This window comes from Microbacterium sp. B24, assembly GCF_000333415.1.
Classification (GTDB): domain Bacteria; phylum Actinomycetota; class Actinomycetes; order Actinomycetales; family Microbacteriaceae; genus Microbacterium.
On sequence record NZ_BADB01000342.1, the window covers coordinates 1 to 24,049 of the forward strand.

The following is a 24,049-nucleotide window of genomic DNA, read 5'->3' on the forward strand; positions in this document are numbered from 1 at the left end:
AGCTCGGTCCCGGGGATCCTCTAGAGTCTGAAGATGCTGGAGCTGCACGAGAGCGCCCCTGCGGGCTTCGCCCCGGTGGCGGAGTACCTCGGCCGCCTGCAGGAAGCCGACGACCGCGTCGACATCGTGCGGGTCACGTGGTTGGAGCAGCTCGCCGACACGGAGCGGCTGCTTGACGCGTTCGCGTTCTCGCGGAGCGAGTCCGTGGCCGCGGCGGGCTGAGGCGCTCCGGCGCGGGCGTCAGACCTCCAGCCCCACCGCGGCGGTGCAGCGCGCCAGCTCGTCCGCGTCGAGCACGAGGTCGGCGGCCCGCGCGGAGTCGGTGATGGATGCCGCGCGTCGCGCCCCTGGAATCGGCACGACGCGCGGGCTCAGGGAGAGCTCCCACGCGAGCACGACCTGCTGCGCGCTCACGGAGTGGGCCTCGCCGATCTCACGGAAGACGCCGAACCGATCGCCGACCGAGCGCCCGCCCCCGCCGGTGCCGCCGAGCGGGCTCCACGGCAGGAAGGCGATGCCGTGCGCGTCGCAGTACTGCAGCTCGCCGAAACTGCCCGGATACCGCGGCGAGAACTGGTTCTGCACACTCACGAGGTTGCCCGCGCCGAGCACCTGCTCGGCGATCGCGATCTCTTCGACGCTCGCATTGGAGATGCCCAGTGCCCGCACGAGGCCTTCGTCCTGCAAGGTCTTCAGGTTCTGCATGATCTCGCCGTACACCATCCACCGGTCGGGGCGGTGGTACTGGTAGAAGTCGATGACCTCGACACCGAGGTTCTCCATCGAGCGCTGCACCGCCGAGCGCAGGTAGCCGAGCGATCCGTCGCGGCCGAAGTCCTTCTCGGCGGTGCGCGTGATGCCGCCCTTCGTTCCGACCAGGATGCCGCTCGTGTCGCCGTCCCACGAGGCGAGCGCGTCACGCACGATGCGCTCGTTGTGACCCATCTGATCCCACGAGGGCGCGTAGATGTCGGCGGTGTCGATGAAGGTGACCCCGGCGTCCAGCGCGGCGTGCACCGTCGCGATCGCATCGGCGCGATCGGGGAGCTCGTTGTCGTTGTTCATCGAGACCGGCATGGCGCCCAGCCCGATCGCGGAGACGGTGAACGGTCCGATCGTGCGCTGCTGCATGGGGTTCCTTCCGGTCGGTCGTACGACGACGTACGCGCTCCACTCTGCCGCATGCCTGCGACCCCGGGGCCGCCCGGACGATCCGGACGGTCCGCAGGTGGTCAGTCCGAGGGGAGGCTCACCCGCAGGCGTGCGCCCCCGAGAGCCGCGTCCTCGATGCCGATGCGCCCGCCGTGGGCCTGCACGATACGCCGGGAGGTGGCCAGGCCCAGCCCGAGTCCTGGCACGTCGGCGGCGTCGCCGCGCTCCATGATGTCGAACACGCGGTCGCGCAGCTGCGCCGCCACACCCGGCCCGTTGTCGTCGACGGTGATCGCCCACCCCGTCGGCCCGCGCTGCGCGTCCAGCTCGACGACGGGCGCGACGCCGGCGGCTGCCGCGAACTTGAGGGCGTTGGCGAGGAGGTTCTGCAGCAGCACCGCGATCAGCGCCGGGTCGCAGACGATGGCGTCGTCCGGATCGATGCGCACGGTGATGCGGGCATCGAACGCGGCGACGGCTCGTTCGAGGTCGGCGATCACGCCCTCAACGAGCGGTCCCAGCGCGACGCGTTCGCGGTGGGCCTCCGCGCCGCCCACCCGCGCATAGGCGAGCAGCTCGGTGATCATGACGTTCATCCGCGCCGCCGCGGCATCCGCCCGACGCAGCGCGTGGGTCGCGCGCGACCCGTCGCCGTCGTCCACGCCGTCCAGGGCGAGATCGATCTGGCCCATGAGAGCCGTGAGCGGGTTGCGCAGATCGTGGCTGATCTGACCGGCGAAGTGCGCCAGTTGATCGTTGGAGCGCTCCAGCTCGTGCGTCAGCCGGCGCAGCTCCAGCACCTCCACGGCCTGCCCGGCCAGCAGATCCAGGGCGGAGCTCTGCTCCGCGGTGAGCGTGCCGGCATGGTCGTCGAAGACGCAGAGCGTTCCGATCGCGACACCCGCCGGAGTGATGAGCGGGCTGGACGCGTAGAAGCGGACACGGCCGCGCGCGCCGGTCACAAAGGGGTTCTCGGCGAAGCGGTCGTCGACGCTCGCGTCGGCGACCCAGACGTGACGGGCGTCGGGCAGCACGACGGCGCACATCGAGTCGTCGCGGTCGCAGATCGCCGCCTCCACCCCCGCCGTCGCCACCTGGTACTGGTATCTGTCGTCGATGATGTTGACCGCGGCGCCGCTGACGCGACAGAGCGTCGTCGCCAGCGCGGCCAGGCCTTCGAGGTTGGGCTCCGCCGGGGCGCCGACGATGCGGTAATCGGCGATCGCCTCGCGACGAGCAGCGGCGTCGGTGATCGGCATGCGCGTTCTTCTCCTGTCGGCTGCGACCAGGATAATGGGCGGGTCCGCCCCGGCGGGCGCCGTAGGCTGGAGCCATGGCGACGGGCGCGGTGATGCACACCTTCGACGTGCAGGTGGCCGACGTCGATCGTGGCGTCTACGAGAGCCTGTCGCTGCGGATGGCGCAGCATCCGTCCGAGACCGGCGCCTTCATGCTCACGCGCCTGCTCGCCTACTGCCTCGAGTACGCGGAGGGCATCGCCTTCACCGAGGGTGTCTCGGCCACCGACGAACCCGCGGTGCTGGTGCGGGATGCGACCGGGGCGATCACGACATGGATCGAAGTCGGGGCTCCCGACGCCGAGCGACTGCACCGTGGCAGCAAGCTCGCCGACCGCACCGTCGTCTACAGTCACCGAGACGCGGCCAAGCTGCTGCCGCTCTGGGCGGGCAAGAAGATCCATCGCGCCGACGACATCGTGCTGCGAACGTTCGATGCGGGATTCGTGGATGCCGCCGCAGACGCCGTCGAGCGGCGCAACGCCGTCACCCTGTCGGTGACGGAGGCCCAGCTCTACCTCGACGTCAACGGAACAAGCCTGTCGTCGGCGCTGCACGAGCACCGGCTCAGCTGACGCGCGCGCCGCGCGTCGGCGGGTCGACTCGCTGCGCGCTCAACGACCGGGTGGCGCGCGGGGATGCGGGGTTCGCTTGGGCTTGCCTTGCTGGCGCGGCCGCGGCGGGCGGCATACGGTGACGGGATGACCGACACGGAATCCTCGCATCCTGATGAGCCGCACCGCGGCGGCGTGGCGCAGCGACTGAACTGGCTGCGCGCCGGCGTGCTCGGAGCGAACGACGGCATCGTCTCCACGGCGGCGGTCGTCGTCGGCGTGGCCGGCGCGACGGCCGAGGTCATGCCGGTTCTGCTCGCCGGGTCCGCCGCCCTCGTCGGCGGGGCGATCTCCATGGCGCTGGGGGAGTACGTGTCGGTCTCCAGCCAGCGCGACAGCGAGCACGCCCTCATCGAGAAGGAGCGCAGGGAGCTCGCCGACGATCCGGAGGCCGAGTTCGTCGAACTGGTCGGTCTCTACCGCGAGCAGGGGCTCAGCGAGGAGACGGCCACGCGCGTCGCGACCGAGCTGACCGAGCGCGACGCGCTCGCCGCGCACCTGTCGGCCGAGCTGAACATCGACCAGGACGACGTGGTCAGCCCGTGGCACGCCGCGTTCGCCTCGGCGGTCGCCTTCTTCGTCGGTGCTCTTCTGCCGATGGCGACCATCCTCCTCCTGCCGCATCCTGCGCGCCTCGTCTGGACGTTCGTGTCCGTGCTGCTCGCCCTCGCCGTCACCGGCTACCTCGCCGCCTGGCTGGGCGGCGCCAACCGCGGCCGCGCCATCATGCGGACGGTCATCGGCGGCGCGCTCGCGTTGGGTGCCACCTTCCTCGTCGGCACTCTCTTCGGCACCGCCGTCGGCTGAGTCCCGCCCTGCGCTCCGCGCGCGGCGTAGGGTGAGCCGCATGCGGACTCCGATGGCGTATCTGCGCGGGGCGCGGCATCCCGAGGCCTTCCACGGCCGCGGCGCCGGACGGCCGTTCTTCGAGGGCTGGTACGTCAAGCTCGTCTCGGCCGACCGCGCGCACCGCTGGGCGGTGATCCCGGGAGTGTTCCGTGGCGACGGGCGCGGCGACATGCCGGCCGACGAGGCGTTCGTCCAGGTGCTCGACGGTGTCGCGGGGCGGTCGTGGTATCACCGCTTCGACCCCGAGGAGTTCGCGGCATCCGACCGGCGTTTCGAGGTGCGCGTCGGCGGCAACATCTTCGACTCCGACGGGGCGACGCTCGATCTGCCGCAGCTGCGGGGACGGATCTCGTACGCCACTGCTCTGCAACCGTGGCCGGTGACGTTGCGCGAGCCGGGGATCATGGGCTGGTACGGGCTCGTGCCGTTCATGGAGTGCTTCCACGGTGTCGTCTCGTTCGGGCACGACCTCGGCGGCACCCTGCAGGTCGAGGGCCGAGAAGTCGACTTCGGCGGCGGCCGCGGCTACATCGAGAAGGACTGGGGTCAGGCCTTTCCCGCGGGATACGTCTGGCTCGCGTCGAACCACATCGATGCCGTCGGCGTCGGCGGTGGCGAGACGGACGCGTCGCTCGTGGCATCGGTCGCCATCATCCCGTGGCTGCGCGGCTCGTTCCGCGGGTCGATCGTGGGACTTCGCCACGGCGGACGTCTCTACCGCTGGACCACCTACAACCGCTCTCGCGAGCGTCGCCTCACCATCGACGACGACCGGGTGCGGTGGAGCATGGCGGGTCCCGACGGCAGGCTCGACCTCGAAGCCGAACGCGTGCGCGGGGGGCTGCTGCACGCCCCGTTGCGCACCGCGATGCACCAACGCGTGGAAGAGACGCTCGATGCCCGCGTGATGATCCGGCACACGGATGCCGCGGGGCGCGTGCTGTTGGAAGGCGTCGGCACGTGCGCGGGCCTGGAGGTCTTCGGCGACACGACGCGTCTGCTCGCCCTGCGCTGACCCGGTCCGCTCATCCGCGCCGCCCGGACACGCGAATCGGGGTCGCGTCCGGTCGGACCGGCCCCAGCCGGCGACCACACGCGACCTCGATCATCGTGCGGGTGTGCGGGTGTGCGGCGCGTTCAGACGCGCACGAGCATCTTCCCCGTGTTGGCGCCGCGCATCATCGACAGGAAGGCGTCGACGGTGTTCTCGATGCCGTCGACGATCGTCTCGTCGTAGACGATGCCGCCCTCGGCGAACCAGGCCGACATCTTCTGCTGGAACTCGGGGGCCAGGTGCAGGTAGGCGGCGAGGGTGAAGCCCTGCATCGTGAGGGCACGCGTGATCATGTTCGACATGTTGTCGGGACCGGGCGTGCGCTCCGTGGTGTTGTAGCCGGTGATGGCGCCGCAGAGGGCGGCGCGGCCGCCGTCGTTAAAGGCGTCCAGCGCCGCTTCCAGGTGGTCGCCGCCGACGTTGTCGAAGAAGACGTCGATGCCCTCGGGCGCCGCCTCGGCCAGCAGGGCGCGGACGTCTCCGGACTTGTAGTTGAACGCCGCGTCGTAGCCGTACTTCTCGGTAAGGAGGGCGACCTTCTCCGGCGTTCCGGCCGAGCCGATGACCCGTCCTGCGCCCAGGCGCTTGGCGATCTGGCCCACGGCGGTGCCGACGGCGCCGGCCGCGCCGGAGACGAAGACGGTGTCGCCGGGCGTGAGGTGCGCGATGGCGGTGAGTCCGACGTACGCGGTGAGCCCCGTCATACCGAGGATGTGCAGGTTCAGCGAGAGCGGCACCCCGGGAATCTCCGGGATGGCGCGGAAGGTCGCGGCATCGGCCTGGACGACGTCCGACCAGCCGTGCTGGTGCAGCACGACCGTGCCGACCGGCAGGTCGTCGGATGCCGAGGCCACCACGCGCCCGACCGCGCCGCCGGTGATGGTCTCGCCGAGCGCGTAGGGGGCGACGTAGCTGCGGGTGTCGTTCATGCGACCGCGCATGTAGGGGTCGACGGAGACGAACTCGTTGCGTACGCGCACTTCGCCGGCCTGCGGGGCACCGTAGGTGACCGTCGCGACGCGGAAGTCGTCGTGCGTGGGCCACCCGACGGGGCGGGCGGCGAGCTGGATCTGAGTGCTGGTGGCGTCTGTCATTCGTTCTCCTTGTGGGATGCGGATGGGGATGGGGATGGGGTCGGGTGTGCGACGGGGGCGGGTCAGATCAGCAGGCCGATGGCGAGAGCCACCACCCCCAGGGTGGGGATGACGCCCTGCTTCAGGGCGGCGGAGGCCTTGTCGGGACTGGACAGCAGCAGCACCAACGAGGCCGCGGTCATCGAGCCGGCGCCCGCGAAGACGAGAGCCGCACCCGCCGCGGTGGCGCCGGTGGCGAAGAGGACGACGCCGATGGCGACCAGCACGGCGAGGAACAGGTTGTAGAAGCCCTGGTTGAAGGCCATCTCGCGCGTGGCCTGAGCTTCTTCGGCGCTGGTGCCGAACGTGGCGCGGGCGCGCGGCGTGGTCCAGGCGATGGACTCGAGCCAGAAGATGAAGACGTGGATGAGCGCCGCGACGGAGGCGAGCACGAGACCGACGATGACCATGGGGATCCTCCTGTTTCTGAACTGACTGTTTCAATATATACTGAAACGACCGGTTTAGAAAGTGGGGCGGATGCCGTGGCGAGGAGTCGAGAGTTCGATCGCGTCGCCGTCGTGCGATCCGCCCGGCAGTTCTTCTGGGAGCACGGCTACGAGGACGCCTCGATCGCGGGCCTCGAGAGCGCGACCGGCCTGAACCGTTCGAGCATCTACAACGCGTTCGATTCGAAGCGCGGCTTGTTCGACGCCGCCGTGCAGAGCTACCTCGACGAGGTCGTGCGACCCCGCCTGGCGCCGCTGCAAGGCGACGAGGTCGCGCCCGGCGCGCTCGCCGACTACCTCGACGGCCTCGCGGCGGCGTTCGCCCGCGTCGGATCGATGCCGGCCGCGCACGGCTGCCTTCTCATCAATGCCGCCGGTGCGCCGGTCGCCCGCGACGCCGACGTCGCCCGCGTGATCGACGACTACCGCGCCGAACTGCACGACGCGATCGCGCGCGGGATCGCGGCGGCGGTGCCTTCGGCATCCGTCGACCGGCGCGCGCGCCTCGCCGATGCCGTCACCGGCCTCGTGGTCGCGGCCTTCGCGCTCGTGCGCCCGTCGCCGCACGAGGCGGTGCGCGCGCTCGAGACGGCGGCGGCACTCGTGGATGCCGAGGCCGTGCGCCCCTGACGGCGGCGTTTCGACTCGCTGCGCTCTGCGTTTCGACTCGCTGCGCTCGCTCAACGACCGGGAAGGGCGAGGGAGGGGGATAGACGCGGCGGCGAGAGGTCGCAGCGAGATTCGCCATCATGTCGCATCCGCTGGTGCGCCCGCGCGTTCTAGTCTTCCCTCACCGCGTCACTGGGGACGACGGTGCACCCATGACCTTGCGAGGGCGGAGAAGAGCGATGAGCGACTTCGGCAGCACCACACCGATTCATCTGGAACGCGGCGACGGCAAGGGCCTCGCCGCCGGCACCCTGGGGCTGTGGGGGTCGACCGTCATCGGCTTGGCCTCGACGGCTCCCGTCTACTCCCTGGTCGCGACGCTCGGTTTCGTCGTCCTCGCCGTGGGGGCGCAGGCGCCGATCGCCTTCATCATCGCGTTCGTCCCGATGCTGTTCACGGCGTTCGCGTATCGCGAGCTGAACAACAAGATCCCCGACTGCGGCACGACCTTCACGTGGGGGACGAAGGCCTTCGGGCCGTGGGTGGGCTGGATGGGCGGCTGGGGCGTCGCGATCGCGGGCATGGTCGTGCTCGCCAACCTCGCGCAGATCGGCTCGATCTACTTCTGGGCGCTGTTCGGCATGGAACTCGAGAACAACGACTGGCGCATCATCCTCGTGGCCGTGCTGTTCATCGCATCGATGACGTGGGTGAGTTGGCGCGGTGTCGAGATCGGCGAGCGCATCCAGAACGTGCTGCTCGGCGTGCAGTACCTGGCCCTCGCGATCTTCGTCGTCGCGGCGCTCTGGGAGTTCTTCGCGGGCAACGCCCCCGCTCCCACCCCCTTCGACTGGAACTGGCTGAATCCGTTCGCGTTCACCGACTACCACGGTTTCACCGAGGCCGTGCTGCTCGCCCTGTTCATCTACTGGGGCTGGGACTCGTGCCTCGCCCTCAACGAGGAGACCAAGGACCCCAAGCGCATCCCGGGGCGCGCGGCGCTGCTGACCACCGTCATCCTGCTGTTCACCTACGTTTCGGTCACGATCGCCGCCATGATGTACGCCGGGCTCGGCGAGGACGGGCCGGGTCTGGCCAACCCCGACAACGCCGACGACTTCTTCCTCGCGATCAAGGACGGCCTGCTCGGCCCGTGGGGCTGGCTGCTCGTGGTCGCCGTGCTGATCTCGGCCGTGTCCTCGACGCAGACGACCATCCTGCCCACCGCGCGCGGCACGCTCGCGATGGGCGTCTACCGCGCACTGCCCGCACGGTTCAAGAACGTGCACCCGGTGTACAAGACGCCGTCGTTCTCGACGATCGTCGGTGGCACCGTGGCCATCTGCTACTACCTCGGCATGACGCTGATCAGCGACAACATCCTGCAGGACTCGATCTCCTCGCTCGGCCTCGCGATCGCGTTCTACTACGCCATCACCGGCTACGCCTGCGTCTGGTACTTCCGCCGCGACCTGCGCAACTCGACGCGTGAGCTGTGGGTGAAGGGCATCTTCCCTCTGCTCGGGGCCTTGATGCTGACCTTCGCCTTCGTGCAGTCCGCCATCGACATGTTCGACGTGAACTACGGCAACACGGTGCTGCTCGGCATCGGCGGCACCTTCGTCGTGGGCATCGGAGCGCTGCTCGTCGGCGTCGTGCTGATGTTCGTCTGGTACCTCTTCCCGCGCTCGAAGCCGTTCTTCCAGGGGCGCTCTCTGAACCGCGAGACCCCGGTGCTCGTTCCCGAGGAGCCCGGCGACATCATCCGCTCCATCGACGGCGGCATCTGACGACCGCGCCTGTCGGCATCCCCTTCCTCTCAACGACAAGGAATCTCATGCGTATCCTCATCGTCGGCGCCGGAGGCGTCGGCTCGGCCGCCGTCCGCATCGCCGTCCGCCGCGACTTCTTCGAGAAGCTCGTCGTCGCCGACTACGACCCGGCGCGCCCGCAGGCGCTCGTCGACGAGGTCGCCGACCCGCGCGTCGAGGCGGCCCAGGTCGACGCCTCGCGTGCCGATGCGGTGGCGGGGCTCATCGAGGCGCACGGCATCACCCACGTGCTCAACGCCGTCGACCCGCGCTTCGTCATGCCGATCTTCGACGGCGCGCTCGCCGCCGGCGCGATCTACCTCGACATGGCGATGAGCCTGTCGACGCCGCATCCCGAGCAGCCGCACGCGCTGCCGGGCGTCAAGCTCGGCGACGAGCAGTTCGCCAAGGACGGCCAGTGGAAGGATGCCGGTCGGCTCGCCCTCGTCGGCATCGGGGTCGAGCCGGGGCTGTCGGACGTCTTCGCCCGCTATGCCGAAGACCATCTGTTCAGCGAGATCGACGAGCTCGGCGTGCGCGACGGAGCGAACCTCGTGGTGGCCGGCTACGACTTCGCACCGTCGTTCTCGATCTGGACGACGATCGAGGAGTGCCTCAATCCGCCGGTCATCTACGAGAAGGACCGCGGCTGGTACACGACGGAGCCGTTCAGCGAGCCCGAGGTGTTCGACTTTCCCGACGGCATCGGTCCGGTGGAATGCGTCAACGTCGAGCACGAGGAGGTGCTGCTGATGCCGCGCTGGACGAAGGCGAAGCGCGTCACCTTCAAGTACGGCCTGGGCGACGAGTTCATCGGCGTGCTGAAGACCCTCCACAAGCTCGGCCTGGACAGCACCGCGAAGGTCAACGTCAAGGGCGTGGAGGTTTCGCCGCGCGACCTGGTCGCCGCGTGCCTTCCCGACCCGGCGACCATCGGCGACAAGATGAGCGGCAAGACCTGCGCCGGCGTGTGGGTCACGGGAACCGGCGTCGACGGCCGCCCGCGCTCGACGTACCTGTACCACGTGGCCGACAACGAGGAGACGATGCGCGAGTACGGTTCGCAGGCGGTCGTCTGGCAGACCGCCATCAACCCGGTCATCGCGCTCGAGCTGCTCGCCACGGGGGTGTGGACCGGTACCGGCGTGCTCGGCCCCGAGGCGTTCGACGCGAAGCCGTTCCTCGACCTGCTCGCCGCGCCCGCGCCGACCGGTTACGGCTCGCCGTGGGGCATGGAGGACAGGGCGGTCTGAACCACCGCGGTGCGAGGATGGTCAGATGAGCACCCACGTGATCACCGGAGCGGGCTCCGGCATCGGAAACCTCATCGCCGAGCGGCTCGCGGCGCGCGGCGACCGCCTCGTGCTCATCGTCCGCGACGCCGCCCGGGCCGACGATCTGTCGCGCGCGTTCCCGGGCAGCGTCACCATCGTCGCCGACCTTGCGCACCCGGCTGCGATCGCCGACGCGATGCAGCACGCCGATGCCGTCCCGGAGCGGATCGACAGCGTCATCCACGCCGCGGGCATCGTCGAACTCGGCCGCGTGGGCGATCTGCCGGTATCGGCGTGGGAGAGCCAGCTGGCCGTGAACCTGACCGCGCCCGCCGAGCTGACCCGGCTGCTGCTGCCGCGGGTGCGCGCCGCCCGTGGCCAGGTGGTGTTCGTCAACTCGGGCGCGGGTCTCACCGCGCATCCGCAGTGGGCGGCGTACGCGGCATCCAAGCACGGGCTCAAGGCCCTCGCCGATGCCCTCCGAGGCGAAGAGGCCGAGCACGGCGTGCGTGTCACGACCGTGTACCCCGGTCGCACCGCCACGCCCATGCAGGCGGAGGTCCACGCGCAGGAGGGGGCCGCCTACGACCCAGATCGGTGGATCGACCCGGCGTCGGTGGTCACCGCCGTGCTCACGGCCCTCGATCTTCCGCGGGACGCGGTCATCAGCGACCTGACCGTGCGCCCCGGTCCGCGATGAGCGACGAGCCCGCCGCCGGCGCCGACCTGCTCGACGCCGTGCTCTCCGACGCCCGCCGGCGTCTGGCGGGATCCCCGCGCGAGCGCCTGGGTGACTGGGCCCACACGCGGCGCCTGCTCGGCTTCGGCCGCGCTCCCCGGATCGTGCCGGTCGGCGAGGCATGGCACCTCGGCGTGCTCCTCATCGCGGATGCCGAGGTCTATGCCACCGGTGAGATCCTCCGCGCCCGCGCCGAGGCCGTCCGCGGGTACACGGCGGAGGCGCAGCGTGCCCGCTCCGAGCGTGCAGCCGCGGCGGCGCGGGGCGGGTTCGCCGACGGCGAGGTGCTGCACCTGGGTGCGACGCAGATCGACCTCGACGCCGTGCGCCGGGGTGAGCGCTCCGGGCCGTTGGTGCTCGTCGACGGCATCCCGCTCGTGACGTGGACGGCGGCCGGCGCGCGTCGGCCCCTGGCCGACTACCTCGACGACCAGCTCTCGCTGCGCTGACGCGGCTGCGCTGCCGCACGGTGCGCCGCTGGTTCTCGCCCGTCGCGGCGCGATCGGTACCGCGGGTCCATATTTGTTGTCATGTGAAACATATTGGTGCGAGGATGGGAGGGCGGCGGAGCAGCCGCAGAACGGGAGCCGTCATGACCATCGCTCGCGCCGCCGTCGACCTCGACGTCACGGGTCCGCAGATCAGCCGTCACCTCTATGGACACTTCGCCGAACACCTCGGACGATGCATCTACGGGGGCTTCTGGGTGGGGGAGAACTCGGCGATCCCGAACGAGCGCGGCATCCGACTCGACGTGGTCGAGGCCCTCCGCCGACTGCACGTTCCGAACCTCCGCTGGCCCGGCGGGTGCTTCGCCGACGAGTACCACTGGCGCGACGGCGTCGGTCCGCGCGAGACCCGACCGACGATGGTCAACACCAACTGGGGGGATGTCGTCGAGAACAACGCCTTCGGCACGCACGAGTTCATGGACCTCTGCGACATGCTCGGCGCCGAGCCCTACGTCAACGGCAACGTCGGCAGCGGCACCGTGCAGGAGATGAGCGAGTGGGTCGAATATCTCACCCGTTCCGGCGACAGCCCCATGGCGCGCCTGCGCCGTGCGAACGGTCGCGACGAGCCGTGGCGGGTGCCGTTCTGGGGTCTCGGCAACGAGGCCTGGGGATGCGGGGGCCACATGACGCCGGAGTACTACACCTCGCTCGCCCGGCGCTACGCGACCTTCTGCAAGGAGCACGACGGCAACACCCTCACCCGCATCGCGGCCGGCGCCGCCGACGACGACGTGCGCTGGACGCACGCGCTCATGGCGTCGGCGATGTCGACGAACGCCCCCGACCCGCAGCGCTCGCCGTTCCAGGCGATCTCGTTCCACTACTACACGCACGCCGGCACCGGCATCCAGAAGGAGTCGGCGACGGCGTTCTCGCGCGACGAATACGTTCGCACGATCGGCAAGGCCTACGAGATCGAGCGCGTGATCCGCGCGCACGAAGCCGTCATGGACGCCTACGACCCCGAGCGCACCATCGACCTCGTCTGCGATGAATGGGGCACCTGGTGGAGCGTGGAGCCGGGGACCAACCCCGGCTTCCTCTTCCAGCAGAACACGGTGCGCGATGCGCTGGTCGCCGGCATCCACTTCGACGTGTTCCACCGCCACGCCGCGCGCCTGCGCATGGCGAACATCGCGCAGACGCTCAATGTGCTGCAGGCGATGATCCTGACCGACGACGATGGCGGCCTCGTGCTGACTCCGACCTACCACGTGTACGAGATGAACGTGGGGCACCATGACGCGATGGCGCTGCCGGCGCACGTCGTGAGCACGCCCGCCGTCGGTGTCGACGATGCGCAGCTGCCGGCGCTGTCGCTCTCGGCATCCAGGAAGGACGGCGCCGTGCTTGTCTCGCTCACGCACGTCGGCGTCGACGACGCGCTACCCGTCGAGATCGACCTCCGCGGTCGCAACGCCAGGGTCGTGCGCGCTCGCGTGCTGACCGGGCCGGATGCCGCGGCGCACAACACCCCGCAGGCGCCCGACACGGTGCGCCCGGTGCCGTTGGAGGCCACGGTGCAGGCGGGTGTCCTGCGCGTCGATCTGCCGCCGCACGCCTTCGCGACCGTCGAGCTCGCTCTCGACTGACCGCACGGAAGAACGGCCCGCCCCGGGAAAGGGGCGGGCCGTCTGATCGAGTGGCGGAAGAGGCGAAAGACCGCTACTCGACGTGTGTCCCCACGATGCGGGCATCGGCGGCCGTGACCGGGTGCACGTCTCCGGTGAGGGTGACGGTTGCGACGCTCTCGCGGTCGGCCACCGACTCCCCGACCCAGAGATCGACGCGGCCGGGCTCGACGATGCGGATGCCGCGCCGGTCGGTGAACGCCAGGCGTGCGGTCGGAACCTCGAAGTGCACGCGCGCGCTCGCTCCCGCCGCGAGCGTGACCCGGGCGTATCCGAGCAGCTGGGCGACCGGTCGGACGACGCTGGCGTGCACGTCGTGGGCGTACAGCTGCACGATCTCGGTGCCGGGGCGGGAGCCGGTGTTGGTCACCGTGACGCTCACCGGCAGAACGCCGCCGGCATCGACCTCGGCCGGCGCCGACAGGTCGGTACGGGTGAACGTCGTGTAGCCGAGTCCGAACCCGAACGGACGCACCGGCGCGCTGTCGGCGCTGGTCACATCGCTGTTGCCGCCCAGGATCGGATGCAGGTACGAGAACGGCTGTGCGCCGGCCGAACGCGGCAGCGAGACGGGCAGTCTGCCCGAGGGTGAGACCGCTCCGGACAGCATCCGCGCGATCGCCACTCCGCCCTCCTCGCCCGGGAAGAACGCCTGCACCACCGCTCGTGGCCGCGCGTCGGCGTCTGCATCCAGCGCCCACGCGAGGGCGTAGGGCCGCCCGGTCACGACGACCAGGACGACCGGCGTGCCCGTGGCGACCACGGCGTCGACGAGCTCTCGCTGCACGCCCGGCAGCTCCAGGCTCTCTGCGTCGTTGCCCTCGCCCACGGTGCCGCGTCCGAACAGGCCGGCGCGATCGCCGACGACGACGATCGCCGCGTCGGCGGATGCCGCGGCATCCACCGCCGCGCCGAAGCCCGAGCGGTCGTCGCCCTCGACCTCGCAGCCCGCGACGGAGACGATCGCGGCGTCGGGCAGCTCTGCGCGCAGCGCCTCGGCGACCGTCGGGATCGCGAAGCCGTACGGTGTTCCCGGGTGATGGGCCAGCACGTGGTTGGCGAACGAGTAGCAGCCCATCAACGCCGAGGCGTCGTGGCCGTTCGGGCCGATCACCGCGATGCGTGCCGGACCGGCCGTGCCGGTGGCCAGCGGCAGCGTGCCGTCGTTCGACAGCAGCACGAGCGAGCGCTCCGCGAGCTCGCGCGCGACCTCACGGTGCGCCGGCGAGTCGAGGTCGATCGCGGTCGGAGGTTCGCTCTCGTCGGGATCGAGCAGACCCAGCTCCTCCTTCTGCGCGAGCACGCGGGCAAGCGCCCGATCGACGAGCGCCTCGTCGATGCGGCCGTCGCGCAGCCCGGCGAGCAAGGGAGCGGCGTAGGCGTCGCCGCTGGGCAGCTCGACGTCGATGCCGGCGGTCAGCGCCAGGCGTGCCGCCTCGGTACGGTCGGCGGCGACGGCGTGCATCGTCTCGAGGAAGGCGATCGCGAAGTAGTCCGAGACGACCACGCCGTCGAAGCCCCACGTTCCGCGCAGCAGGTCGGTCAGCAGCCGCGGGTCCGAGGCCACCGGAACGCCGTCGATGTCGGTGTAGGAGTTCATCACCGAGCGTGCGCCGCCGTCGCGCACCGCCATCTCGAACGGCGGCAGGAACACGTCGGCCAGCTCCCGCGGACCGGCGTGGACGGGCGCGTGGTTGCGGCCCGCCTGCGAGGCCGAGTAGCCGACGAAGTGCTTCAGGGTCGCGTGCACCCCGGCATCCTGGATGCCGCGCACGTAGGCCGTGGCGATCGTCGCCACCGCGTAGGGATCCTCCGAGATGCACTCGTCGACACGTCCCCAACGGGGATCGCGGATGACATCGAGCACGGGGGCGAGGGTCTGGTGCGCGCCGAGTTCTCGCATCGATTCGCCGATGAGACGTCCCATCCTCTCGACGAGCTCGGGGTCGAACGCCGCGCCCCACGCCAGGGGCGTCGGGAACGTCGCCGCTCTCCAGGCCGCGAGCCCCGTCAGCGACTCCTCGTGAACGATCGCGCGAATGCCGTGACCGGATGCCGCGGCGAGGCGCCGCTGCTCGTTCCACAGCCAGGCCGCGCGTTCCGCGGCATCCACGGGCCTCGTGCCGTAGACGCGCGTGAGGTGGCCGAGGCCGTGTGCCGACGCCTGCTCGTAGCGGTCGGAGGGCGTCGCTTCGCCGGCCAGCATCTCGCCGGCCATCGGCGCGACCACCTCGTCGCCCTGGTCGACCCAGAAACCGGTCAGCTGCGCCACCTTCTGCTCGACGGTCATCGCGGCCATGAGGGCGGCCACCCGGGGGGAGACCGGCTCGGCGAGCGGCTGGTGGAGGGGGGAATCGGAGATCGTCATACGGATCAGCCCTTCACGGCGCCCGTGAGGCCGCCGACGATGCGACGCTCGAACAGACTGAAGAACAGCAGTGCCGGGAGCATCGACAGTGAGGTGAAAGCCAGCACCTTGGCGGTGTCGACCGAGTACTGGGAGGAGAAGGCCTGCACGCCCAGAGGCAGCGTGAAGCTCGCCTCGTTGTTGAGGATGAACAGGGGGAGCAGGTAGCTGTTCCAGCTGCCGATGAAAGCGAGGATGCCGACCGTGATGACGCCGGGCACCGACAAGGGCAGCACCATCCGCCAGAAGAAGCCCAATCGGCTGCAGCCGTCGATGAACGCGGCTTCCTGGATCTCGTCCGGGATCGCCCGCAGGAACGGCACGAGGATGATGATCGTCGTCGGCAGCGCGAACGCGATCTGCGGAAGGATGATCCCGGCGAGCGAGTTCATCAGGCCGAGGTCACGGATGACGATGTACAACGGCGTGATGGCGACCGTGATCGGGAACATGAGACCCGCCGCGAACAGCGCATAGAGCGCGCCGCGCCCGCGGAACGGATACCGCGCGATGACGTAGCTGGCCATGAGCCCGAGTGCGACCACTCCGGCGGTGGTCGCACCGGCGGCGATGATCGAGTTGAGCACCTGCCGCCAGAACTGCGGCCCGGTGAGGACGTTCAGGTAGTTCTGGGCGTTCCACGGATCGGGCCAGCCGGCGGGGTCGACCGTGATCTGCGAGTTGCTGCGGAACCCGCCGATGATGATGTACAGCACCGGCGCCAGCATGAGGGCGATCACGACGAGAGCGATGAAGTACACGAGCGGACTGCCCCAGGGCAGCCGCTCCTTCGTGCGGCGCGGACCCCGTCCGCGGTGTCCTGCGGTGGCCACCGTGGCGGTGGAGACGGGGGTGTCGGCGGTGAGCGCGCTCATCGGGTCTTCTTCCCTTCGGTGATGGCGCCGGCCGTGTCGCGACGCAGCACGAAGCGCTGGTAGATGAGGGCGACGACGAGCGAGATGACGAAGATGACGACGGCGACGGCGTTGCCGAAGCCGAAGTTGCCGGCGTTGCGGCCGTTGACCACCATGTAGGTGGCCATCGTGGAGGTGCCTGCCGTCGAGGCGACGTACTGGCCCCAGATGATGTAGACGAGGTCGAACAGCTGCAGGGCCCCGATGATCGAGAGGAACGCCCAGATGCGCAGCGTGGGGGCCAGCAGCGGCAGCGTGATGCGCCAGTGGGTCTGCCAGTAGCCGGCGCCGTCGAGCGCCGCCGCCTCGTAGAGCTCCTCGGGGATGCCCTGCAGTCCCGCGAGGAAGAGGATGACGGCGAAGCCGACGTACTTCCACGTGAGGATGGCCATCAGCGTCCAGATGGCGATCGCCGGATCCGAGATCCAATCATGGGCGAGGGCGCCCAGCCCCCAGTTCTCCAACAGGCCGTTCACCGCGCCCTGCGTCTGCAGCATGAGGCCGAAGCCGGTGCCGACGACGACCTCGGCGATGACGTAGGGCACGAAGATCAGCACGCGGATGAGGGACTGCCCCCGCATCCGACGGTTGAGCAGCAGAGCCAGCAGCACCGCGACCGGACCCTGTAGCACGATCGAGGCGATCACGATGAAGCCGTTGTGCCCGAGCGCCTCGAGGAAGGTCGGGTCGGTGAGGATCGTGACGTAGTTCTGCAGGCCGACGAAGTCGGTGGGCGTGCCGTAGCCCTGCCAGCGGAAGAAGCCGTAGTAGGCCGCCATCGCCACCGGGAAGATGACGAAGCCGAGGAACATGATCAGCGCCGGCCCGACCAGCAGCGCGATCTCGAATCTCCCGGCCCAGCCCAGTCCACGGGGACGGCGGCGCGGCGTGGGCGGGGGCGGCGTCACGCCGCCCCCGCCGTGCTGCGCGAGATCCGTCTCCGGGTCGGTGACGGCCACGGAGGTCTCGCGAAGGGACACGATCCGATCAGCCCTTCTTGGCCGCGTCGGTGACCGACTGGATCATCTGCTGCGGGTTGCTCTTGCCCGCGAGCAGATCGACCACGGCGACGTTCAGTGCGTTGCCGACGTTCTGGCCGAGGACGGTGTCGAGCCACTGCGACACGAAGGGGGCCTTATTGTAGGCGGCGAGGACCTCCTGCAGGTAGGGCTCCTTGACCGCCGCCTGCGCCGTCTTGTTGACGGGCGGGGCGCTGAAGGCCGCGTAGTAGGCCTTCTGCTGGTCGGCCGACGCGATGAAGTTGAGGAAGTCGGCGCACTCCTTCGGAGCCTTGACCGAGCACGAGTACCCGTCGACGCCGCCCATCATCGAGCCCGGCTCGCCCTGACCGCCGGACAGCTCGGGGAACGGGAACCAGGCCAGGTCGGGCAGCGGCTTCTCGTCGGGGGTGAGGGAGGCGATCACGCCCGGGTCCCACGCGCCCATGAGCTCCATCGCGGCCTGGTGGTTGGCGACGAGACCGGCGGAGCTGCCGGCGCCCTGCTGGGCGCTCGTGGTCAGGAAGCCGTCGTTGAACGGCTGGGTCGCGGCGAAGTCGTTCAGGTCTTCCGCGGCCTTCAGCCAGCAGCCGTCGCTGAAGTCCTTGGTGTCGCCGGTCTTCTCGATGGTCTGGGCGCTGCACTCGCGGAGGGCGAAGTTGTAGTACCAGTGGGCGGCCGGCCAGGCGTCCTTCGCGCCGAGCGCGATGGGTGCGACGCCCGCGGACTTGAGCTTGCCGACGGCCGACTCCAGGTCGGTGATGGTGGTCGGCGGCGTCGTGATGCCCGCCTTGGTGAACAGGTCGGAGCTGTACCAGAAGCCGCTCGGCAGCACCGCCAGCGGCATGGCCCACACCTTGTCCTGGTAGGTCTCGGCCTTGAAGGAGCCCTCGGAGATCTCCGACTTGGCGGTGTCGCCGATCTTGTCGGTGAGGTCCATCAGCTGGCCCGCCTGCACCATCGCCGCGAGCTTGCCGCCGCCGCGCTGCAGGAAGATGTCGGGAGCGTCGCCCGCGTTCAGTGCGGTCTGCAGCTTGCCGTCCATGTCTTCGTTCTGCACGGACTGCATCGTGATGGTGACGTTCGGGTTCTCCTTCTCGAAGGCCGCGATGGCGTCCTTCCAGAACTGCTGTCCGGGACCGGTGGTCGAGTTCTGCCAGAGCGTCATCTCGACCTTGCCGTCGGCGTTGGTTCCGCCCGATCCGCCGCTGCAGGCGCTCAGACCGAGCGTGCCCGCGACCAGGAGCGCCGCTCCGGTCAGGATCTTGTTCGCCTTCATGTGATTCCTGTCCTCCTCATTGAGCCTCACCCCGGTCATTCGGGGCACGGAGCATTCCGGTGAACGGGTTCGGGCCGGAATGTGCACCAGTGTGTCCATTTGTTGTCAACAACGTCAAACGTTTTCAAAAACCTTTTCAATAACGTTTCCGTCCCCATAGGATCGCCCCGTGAGTCGCAGAGCCACCATCCATGACGTCGCCGCCGCCGCCGGAGTGTCGGTCGCCACGGTGTCCAAAGCGGTCAACGGGCGGTACGGCGTCGCCAGCGCGACGGTGTCGCGCGTACTGGATGCCGTGGCCGAGCTCGGCTACGAGTCGAGCCTCGTCGCGAGCAGCATGCGCTCCCGCCGAACGGGGGTCGTCGGCGTGCTCGTCTCGGACTTCGAGCCGTTCAGCGCGGAGGTGCTGAAGGGCGTCGGTGCGGCCCTCAGCAGCCACCGCTACGACCTGCTCGCGTACGCGGGTGCGCGCGACAGCGATCCGCAGGGGTGGGAACGTCGCTCGCTCAGTCGGCTCAGCGGCACACTCATCGATGCCGCCATCATGGTCACCCCCACGGTCGTCGGCGTCAACGCCGACGTGCCGATCGTCGCGGTCGACCCGCACGCCGGTCGCGTCGACATTCCCTCGGTCGAATCCGACAGCCTCGCCGGAGGCTTCGAGGCGACGACGCACCTCCTCGAACTCGGGCATCGGCGCATCGGGTTCCTCGCGGGGCGTCCCGAGCTGCGCTCGTCGGAGATGCGCGAGGCGGGCTACCGCCGCGCGCTGCGCCATGCCGGCATCCGCTTCGACCCCGCCCTCGTGGCCGTGGGGATGTACGACCCCGACACGGTCCGGGTCGTCGGGCGTGCGCTGTTGCAGCAGTCTGACCGGCCCACGGCCGTCTTCGCCGCGAACGACCGCACGGCGCTCGGGCTCATCGAAGTGGCGGGGGAGCTGGGACTGGACGTGCCGGGCGATCTGTCGGTCATCGGCTTCGACGACATCCCCGAGGCCTTCCTCACGGCGCGTCCGCTCAGCACGGTGCGCCAGCCCATCCAGCGCCTCGGCGCCGAAGCCGCGCGGATGCTGGTCACGATGCTCGGCGGGGGCGCGCCCGAGGCCACGCACCTCGTTCTTCCCACGCGGCTCATCCCGCGCGCCACCACCGCGCCGCTGCGCTGAGCGCGCGGATGCCGGGGGTCAGCCCGCGTCAGGCAGTGCGCCAGGCAGTGCGTCGAGGGGGTCGGTGAGCAGCGCGTCGAAGGCGATCTCGGCCGCGCCCACGAGCAGGCGGTCGGGGCCCAGGTCGGCCGCACGCAGGTGCAGGTCTTCGACGTTCATGGCCATGGCCTGCTCGCGGACGGCGCTCTGGAGGGCCTCGGCATCCTGGTCGAGGATCGTCGCCAGGAAGCCGCCGAGGATGACGGTCGACGGGTTGAGCACGTTCACGGCGTTCGCCAACGCCGTCGCGAGAATGCGGCGCTGTCGTTCGACCTCCGCCGCGACCTCCACGCTCCCCGAGGTGCGGATCGCCTCCTCGAGCGTGGGTTCGTCCGCGCTGTGCAGTCCCACGACGGCGAGCAGGCGCGAGCGACTCACCTCGTCTTCCAGGGTGCCCTGCGCGCCCGAGCGACGATCCGCCGGCTGTGCGATGCCCGGCCTGTTCTGGCCGAGCTCGCCGGCGTAGCCGCCCGCGCCGCGCACGAGGTGTCCGCCGATCACCAGGCCGCCGCCGATGCCGCTTGCGCCGCCGTTGACGTAGATCAGATCGGCGACGCCGCGACCGGCTCCGTAGCGGCTCTCGGCGAGGGCGCCGAGCGTCGCGTCGTTGTCGATCGCCGTCGGCAGGCCCGTGGCCTGCGCGAGATCGTCGCGTAGCGGGGCGTCGGTCCAGTCGAGGTGCGGGGCGCGGCGTACGAGCCCATCGGCGGAGCGCACCAGCCCGGGCACCGCGATGCCGATGCCGACGATGCGGTGCGAGGCGAGCACCCCCGTGCGCCAGCGTTCGATCACCTCGGCGGTGAGCGCGGTGGCCTCGTGGGGGGTGAGCAGTCCGGCGAGCTCGATGCGCTCGCGGCACACGATCGCCCGATCGAGTCCGATGGCGGCCACGGTGAGGGCGTCGACCTCGGGATTGACCGCGATGGCGACCACGTCCGCGGCGGCCGCGACCGACGGTGAGGGCCGTCCCACCCGCCGGTGCATCTCGGGGGCGCCCTCGGTGGCGAGGCCCGCGCTGACGAGGTCGGCGACCAGCGCGCCGACCGTGGACCGGTTCAGACCAGTCGTTTCGGTGAGTGCCGCGCGCGAGAGGGGGCCGTCTTCGTGAACGAGCCGCAGCACGCGGGAGAGGTTGGCGCGCCGAACGCCCTCGACGGTTCCTTCTGCGCGTGCCACGCGTCCACCCTAGGGGCGCGGATGCCGGGCGTCGCGGTAGACGACGGGTGCGTCGTGGTATAGGTTGCTGTCAACAACAAACCTCCCACCCGGGAGACCGCGAAGGAGCGTCATGACCACCCCGACCCCCGCCGACAAGTTCACCTTCGGTCTCTGGACCATCGGCTACAACGGCACCGACCCGTTCGGCGGCCCGACCCGTCCGCCGCTCGACGTCGTGCACGCGGTCGAGAAGCTCGCCGAGCTGGGGGCTTATGGGCTGACCTTCCACGACGACGATCTCTTCCCCTTCGGCTCCCGCGACGCCGACCGTCAGCACCAGATCGACCGTCTCAAGGGCGCGCTGGACGCGACGGGACTGAAGGTGCCGATGGTCACGACCAACCTCTTCAGCGCCCCCGTCTTCAAGGACGGCGGCTTCACCTCGAACGACCGCGACGTACGCCGCTTCGCCATCCGCAAGGTGCTGCGCCAGATCGACCTCGGAGCCGAGCTCGGCGCGCAGACGTTCGTCATGTGGGGCGGTCGCGAAGGCGCCGAGTACGACTCCGCGAAGGACATCCGCCAGGCGCTGGAGCGCTACCGCGAAGCCGTCAACTTCCTCGGCGACTACGTCGTCAGCAAGGGCTATGACATCCGCTTCGCGATCGAGCCCAAGCCGAACGAGCCGCGCGGCGACATCCTCCTGCCGACGGTCGGGCACGCCCTCGCCTTCATCGATTCGCTCGAGCGTCCCGAGCTCGTGGGCCTGAACCCCGAGGTCGGTCATGAGCAGATGGCGGGGCTGAACTTCGCGGCCGGCATCGCTCAGGCGCTGTACCACGGCAAGCTCTTCCACATCGACCTCAACGGCCAGCGCGGCATCAAGTACGACCAGGACCTCGTGTTCGGCCACGGCGACCTGCACAATGCGTTCGCGCTGGTCGACCTGCTCGAAAACGGGGGTCCGAACGGCGGCCCGGCCTACGAGGGACCGCGCCACTTCGACTACAAGCCCTCGCGCACCGAGGACGAGACCGGCGTCTGGGACTCGGCATCCGCCAACATGCGCACGTACCTGCTGCTGAAGGAGCGCGCGGCCGCTTTCCGCGCCGATCCGGAGGTGCAGGAGGCACTCGCCGCTGCGCGCGTGGCCGAGCTCGCTCAGCCGACGTTCGCCGAGGGCGAGAGCTACGACGACTTCGTGGCCGACCGCTCCGCCTACGAGGACTTCGACACCGACGCCTACCTCGGCGGCAAGGGCTTCGGTTTCGTCCGCCTGCAGCAGCTGGCCACCGAGCACCTGCTCGGCGCCCGCTGACCCCGGCATCCGCCCAACCGCCCCGCCCGCGAGACACCACGTCCGCACCGAGACACCCGCCGTACGCCGGTGTCTCGGTGCGGATCCGGTGTCTCGGCGGGTGGTGGCGGTCCACCGAGAGAGGATGCCGAGATGGCACTCGTGATGGGCGTCGACAGCTCGACGCAGTCCTGCAAGGTCGTCATCGTCGATGCGGAGACGGGAGCCGTGGTCCGTTCGGGGCGCGCGTCGCATCCCGACGGGACGAGCGTCGACCCCGAGGCGTGGTGGAGCGCGCTCCAGGCCGCGATCGCGGATGCCGGCGGCATGACGGACGTCGAGGCATGGGCGATCGGCGGCCAGCAGCACGGCATGGTCGCGCTCGATGCGACCGGTGCGGTCGTCCGCGACGCGCTGCTGTGGAACGACACCCGGTCGGCGCCGGCCGCCGCCGACCTCGTCGCCGAGTTCGGCGGCGAGGCGCTGGCCACGCGCACGGGTCTCGTGCCCGTGGCCTCCTTCACGATCACGAAGCTGCGATGGCTGCGTGACGTCGAGCCCGACAACGCCGCCGCCGTCGCCGCCGTCGCGCTGCCGCACGACTGGCTGACCTGGCGTCTGCGCGGCTTCGGTCCGGTGGTCGAGGGCGCGGTGGCATTCGACGAGCTGACCACCGACCGCTCGGACGCCTCGGGGACGGGCTACTGGAACCCCGCGACAGGTGCCTACGATCGCGATCTGCTCGTCGCCGCGCTCGGTCACGACGCCGCCCTGCCGCGGGTGCTCGGCCCGGACGAGTGGGTGTCGGATGCCGCGGGCCGTCGGGTCGGCCCCGGCGCGGGCGACAACGCGGCCGCCGCCCTGGGCGTCGGTGCCGACGTCGGCGACGTCGTCGTCTCGATCGGCACGAGCGGCACGGTGTTCGCGGTCAGCGCGCAGCGCACGATCGACCCGACCGGCACCGTCGCCGGCTTCGCCGACGCCGCCGGTCACTTCCTTCCGCTGGTCGCGACGCTCAACGCGGCGCGGGTGCTCGATGTGACGGCACGGCTCCTCGCTGTCGATCACGATGAGCTGAGCGCGCTCGCTCTCGCCGCTCCCGCCGGAGCCGCCGGTCTGCGCCTGCTCCCCTACTTCGAGGGCGAGCGCACGCCCAACCTGCCGGACGCCACAGCGGAGCTGACGGGCATGACACTCGCCTCCACGACGCGCGAGAACCTCGCCCGCGCGGCGGTGGAGGGCATGCTGCGAGGACTCGCGGCCGGCCTGGATGCCATCCGCGGGCTCGGTGTGCCGATCGAACGGGCGCTGCTGGTCGGCGGCGGCGCGCAGTCCGAGGCGGTGCGGCGCATCGCCCCCGACGTCCTCGGCGTGCCGGTGGACGTGCCCGCGGCGGGCGAGTACGTCGCGCTCGGGGCCGCTCGTCAGGCGGCCCGCATCCTCGCCGCCTGAGGGCATCCCGCACCCCCGGCATCCTGCAGCCAGCGAGAAACCATCCCCGCCGCGAGACATCACGTCTGCACGTGTTTCTCGCTCCGAGGCTGGTTTCTCGCGGGATGCCGCGGCGCATAGCAACTCCGCGCGCCCGCGTCCAGACCCACCGTCCCACACCCCGACGAGTGGGTCCGAGGCCTAGGCTGAACTCGTCACGGGATGGTCTC

22 protein-coding genes are annotated in these 24,049 nt (G+C 70.4%); 13 read left to right on the forward strand and 9 right to left on the reverse strand.

All coding sequences use genetic code 11. The features are described from left to right. Positions 1–33: 33 nt before the first annotated feature. Complete coding sequence (locus I5I_RS08825; protein WP_036318416.1) at positions 34–222, forward strand: hypothetical protein; 189 nt, start codon at positions 34–36, stop codon at positions 220–222. Between the two features lie 18 nt (positions 223–240). Here I5I_RS08825 and I5I_RS08830 read toward each other — a convergent pair whose 3' ends face one another. Both I5I_RS08830 and I5I_RS08835 read right to left on the reverse strand, forming a co-directional pair. Then, entirely contained in the window at positions 241–1,131 is an 891-nt protein-coding gene (locus I5I_RS08830) for an aldo/keto reductase (RefSeq protein WP_036318417.1), read from the reverse strand. A 101-nt stretch (positions 1,132–1,232) separates the two neighbouring features. Then, positions 1,233–2,411 carry a sensor histidine kinase gene (locus I5I_RS08835; RefSeq protein WP_036318418.1) on the reverse strand — a complete coding sequence of 393 codons (1,179 nt, stop codon included), beginning with the start codon at positions 2,409–2,411 and terminating at the stop codon, positions 1,233–1,235. A gap of 74 nt (positions 2,412–2,485) precedes the next feature. On the opposite strand from I5I_RS08835, the gene I5I_RS08840 reads away from it, so the two are divergent. The 3 genes from I5I_RS08840 (at position 2,486) to I5I_RS08850 (ending at position 4,928) form a co-directional block, all read left to right on the forward strand. Continuing rightward, positions 2,486–3,025, forward strand: coding sequence for a YaeQ family protein (locus I5I_RS08840; RefSeq protein ID WP_036318419.1), 540 nt, complete (start codon positions 2,486–2,488; stop codon positions 3,023–3,025). A 126-nt stretch (positions 3,026–3,151) separates the two neighbouring features. Next, positions 3,152–3,871, forward strand: a complete 720-nt coding sequence (locus I5I_RS08845; RefSeq protein ID WP_036318420.1) for a VIT1/CCC1 transporter family protein — start codon at positions 3,152–3,154, stop codon at positions 3,869–3,871. Positions 3,872–3,911: 40 nt separating this feature from the next. Next, positions 3,912–4,928, forward strand: a complete 1,017-nt coding sequence (locus tag I5I_RS08850) for a tocopherol cyclase family protein (RefSeq protein WP_051039540.1) — start codon at positions 3,912–3,914, stop codon at positions 4,926–4,928. A 122-nt stretch (positions 4,929–5,050) separates the two neighbouring features. Here the strand turns inward: I5I_RS08850 and I5I_RS08855 are convergent, their stop codons facing one another. Both I5I_RS08855 and I5I_RS08860 read right to left on the reverse strand, forming a co-directional pair. Then, positions 5,051–6,061: an NADP-dependent oxidoreductase gene (locus I5I_RS08855; protein ID WP_036318422.1), complete on the reverse strand. Its 1,011-nt coding sequence runs from the start codon at positions 6,059–6,061 to the stop codon at positions 5,051–5,053. 62 nt (positions 6,062–6,123) lie between these two features. After that, positions 6,124–6,510, reverse strand: coding sequence for a DUF1304 domain-containing protein (locus I5I_RS08860; RefSeq protein ID WP_036318423.1), 387 nt, complete (start codon positions 6,508–6,510; stop codon positions 6,124–6,126). 75 nt (positions 6,511–6,585) lie between these two features. On the opposite strand from I5I_RS08860, the gene I5I_RS08865 reads away from it, so the two are divergent. From I5I_RS08865 to I5I_RS08890, 6 genes are all read left to right on the forward strand, one after another. After that, a complete protein-coding gene (locus tag I5I_RS08865) occupies positions 6,586–7,179 on the forward strand; it encodes a TetR/AcrR family transcriptional regulator (RefSeq protein ID WP_036318424.1) in 594 nt (197 codons plus the stop codon). A 218-nt stretch (positions 7,180–7,397) separates the two neighbouring features. Continuing rightward, a complete protein-coding gene (locus I5I_RS08870) occupies positions 7,398–8,948 on the forward strand; it encodes an APC family permease (RefSeq protein ID WP_036318425.1) in 1,551 nt (516 codons plus the stop codon). A 47-nt stretch (positions 8,949–8,995) separates the two neighbouring features. After that, on the forward strand, positions 8,996–10,222 hold the full coding sequence (locus I5I_RS08875) for a saccharopine dehydrogenase family protein (RefSeq protein ID WP_036318426.1): 1,227 nt from the start codon (positions 8,996–8,998) through the stop codon (positions 10,220–10,222). 25 nt (positions 10,223–10,247) lie between these two features. Then, positions 10,248–10,943, forward strand: a complete 696-nt coding sequence (locus I5I_RS08880; protein ID WP_036318427.1) for an SDR family oxidoreductase — start codon at positions 10,248–10,250, stop codon at positions 10,941–10,943. Then, the gene (locus I5I_RS08885; RefSeq protein ID WP_036318428.1) at positions 10,940–11,431 is read left to right on the forward strand and encodes a hypothetical protein; all 492 of its coding nucleotides are present in this window, start codon (positions 10,940–10,942) and stop codon (positions 11,429–11,431) included. The genes I5I_RS08880 and I5I_RS08885 overlap by 4 nt, the downstream gene beginning before the upstream one ends. Positions 11,432–11,574: 143 nt before the next feature. Then, positions 11,575–13,089, forward strand: coding sequence for an alpha-N-arabinofuranosidase (locus tag I5I_RS08890; protein WP_036318429.1), 1,515 nt, complete (start codon positions 11,575–11,577; stop codon positions 13,087–13,089). A gap of 73 nt (positions 13,090–13,162) precedes the next feature. On the opposite strand, the gene I5I_RS08895 is transcribed toward I5I_RS08890, so the two are convergent. From I5I_RS08895 to I5I_RS08910, 4 genes are read right to left on the reverse strand one after another with little or no spacing between them, the layout of a single operon-like run. Beyond that, positions 13,163–15,496 (reverse strand): beta-glucosidase, encoded by a 2,334-nt coding sequence (locus I5I_RS08895; RefSeq protein ID WP_036318430.1) that lies wholly within the window; start codon positions 15,494–15,496, stop codon positions 13,163–13,165. A 5-nt stretch (positions 15,497–15,501) separates the two neighbouring features. Beyond that, a complete protein-coding gene (locus I5I_RS08900; protein WP_036318431.1) occupies positions 15,502–16,410 on the reverse strand; it encodes a carbohydrate ABC transporter permease in 909 nt (302 codons plus the stop codon). After that, complete coding sequence (locus I5I_RS08905) at positions 16,407–17,408, reverse strand: carbohydrate ABC transporter permease (RefSeq protein WP_036318437.1); 1,002 nt, start codon at positions 17,406–17,408, stop codon at positions 16,407–16,409. Before I5I_RS08905 ends, I5I_RS08900 begins: the two co-directional genes overlap by 4 nt. Before the next feature lie 28 nt (positions 17,409–17,436). Further along, positions 17,437–18,726 carry an ABC transporter substrate-binding protein gene (locus I5I_RS08910; RefSeq protein ID WP_036318432.1) on the reverse strand — a complete coding sequence of 430 codons (1,290 nt, stop codon included), beginning with the start codon at positions 18,724–18,726 and terminating at the stop codon, positions 17,437–17,439. Between the two features lie 169 nt (positions 18,727–18,895). Between I5I_RS08910 and I5I_RS08915 the strand changes: the two genes are divergently transcribed. Beyond that, entirely contained in the window at positions 18,896–19,894 is a 999-nt protein-coding gene (locus I5I_RS08915; protein ID WP_036318433.1) for a LacI family DNA-binding transcriptional regulator, read from the forward strand. Between the two features lie 18 nt (positions 19,895–19,912). Here the strand turns inward: I5I_RS08915 and I5I_RS08920 are convergent, their stop codons facing one another. After that, the gene (locus tag I5I_RS08920) at positions 19,913–21,109 is read right to left on the reverse strand and encodes an ROK family transcriptional regulator (RefSeq protein WP_036318434.1); all 1,197 of its coding nucleotides are present in this window, start codon (positions 21,107–21,109) and stop codon (positions 19,913–19,915) included. Positions 21,110–21,221: 112 nt separating this feature from the next. Here I5I_RS08920 and xylA point away from each other — a divergent pair, with 112 nt between their 5' ends. Together xylA and xylB are read left to right on the forward strand one after the other, a co-directional pair. After that, positions 21,222–22,409 carry a xylose isomerase gene (gene xylA / locus I5I_RS08925; protein ID WP_036318435.1) on the forward strand — a complete coding sequence of 396 codons (1,188 nt, stop codon included), beginning with the start codon at positions 21,222–21,224 and terminating at the stop codon, positions 22,407–22,409. Between the two features lie 132 nt (positions 22,410–22,541). Beyond that, complete coding sequence (xylB, locus tag I5I_RS08930) at positions 22,542–23,840, forward strand: xylulokinase (protein ID WP_051039541.1); 1,299 nt, start codon at positions 22,542–22,544, stop codon at positions 23,838–23,840. Positions 23,841–24,049: the final 209 nt, after the last annotated feature.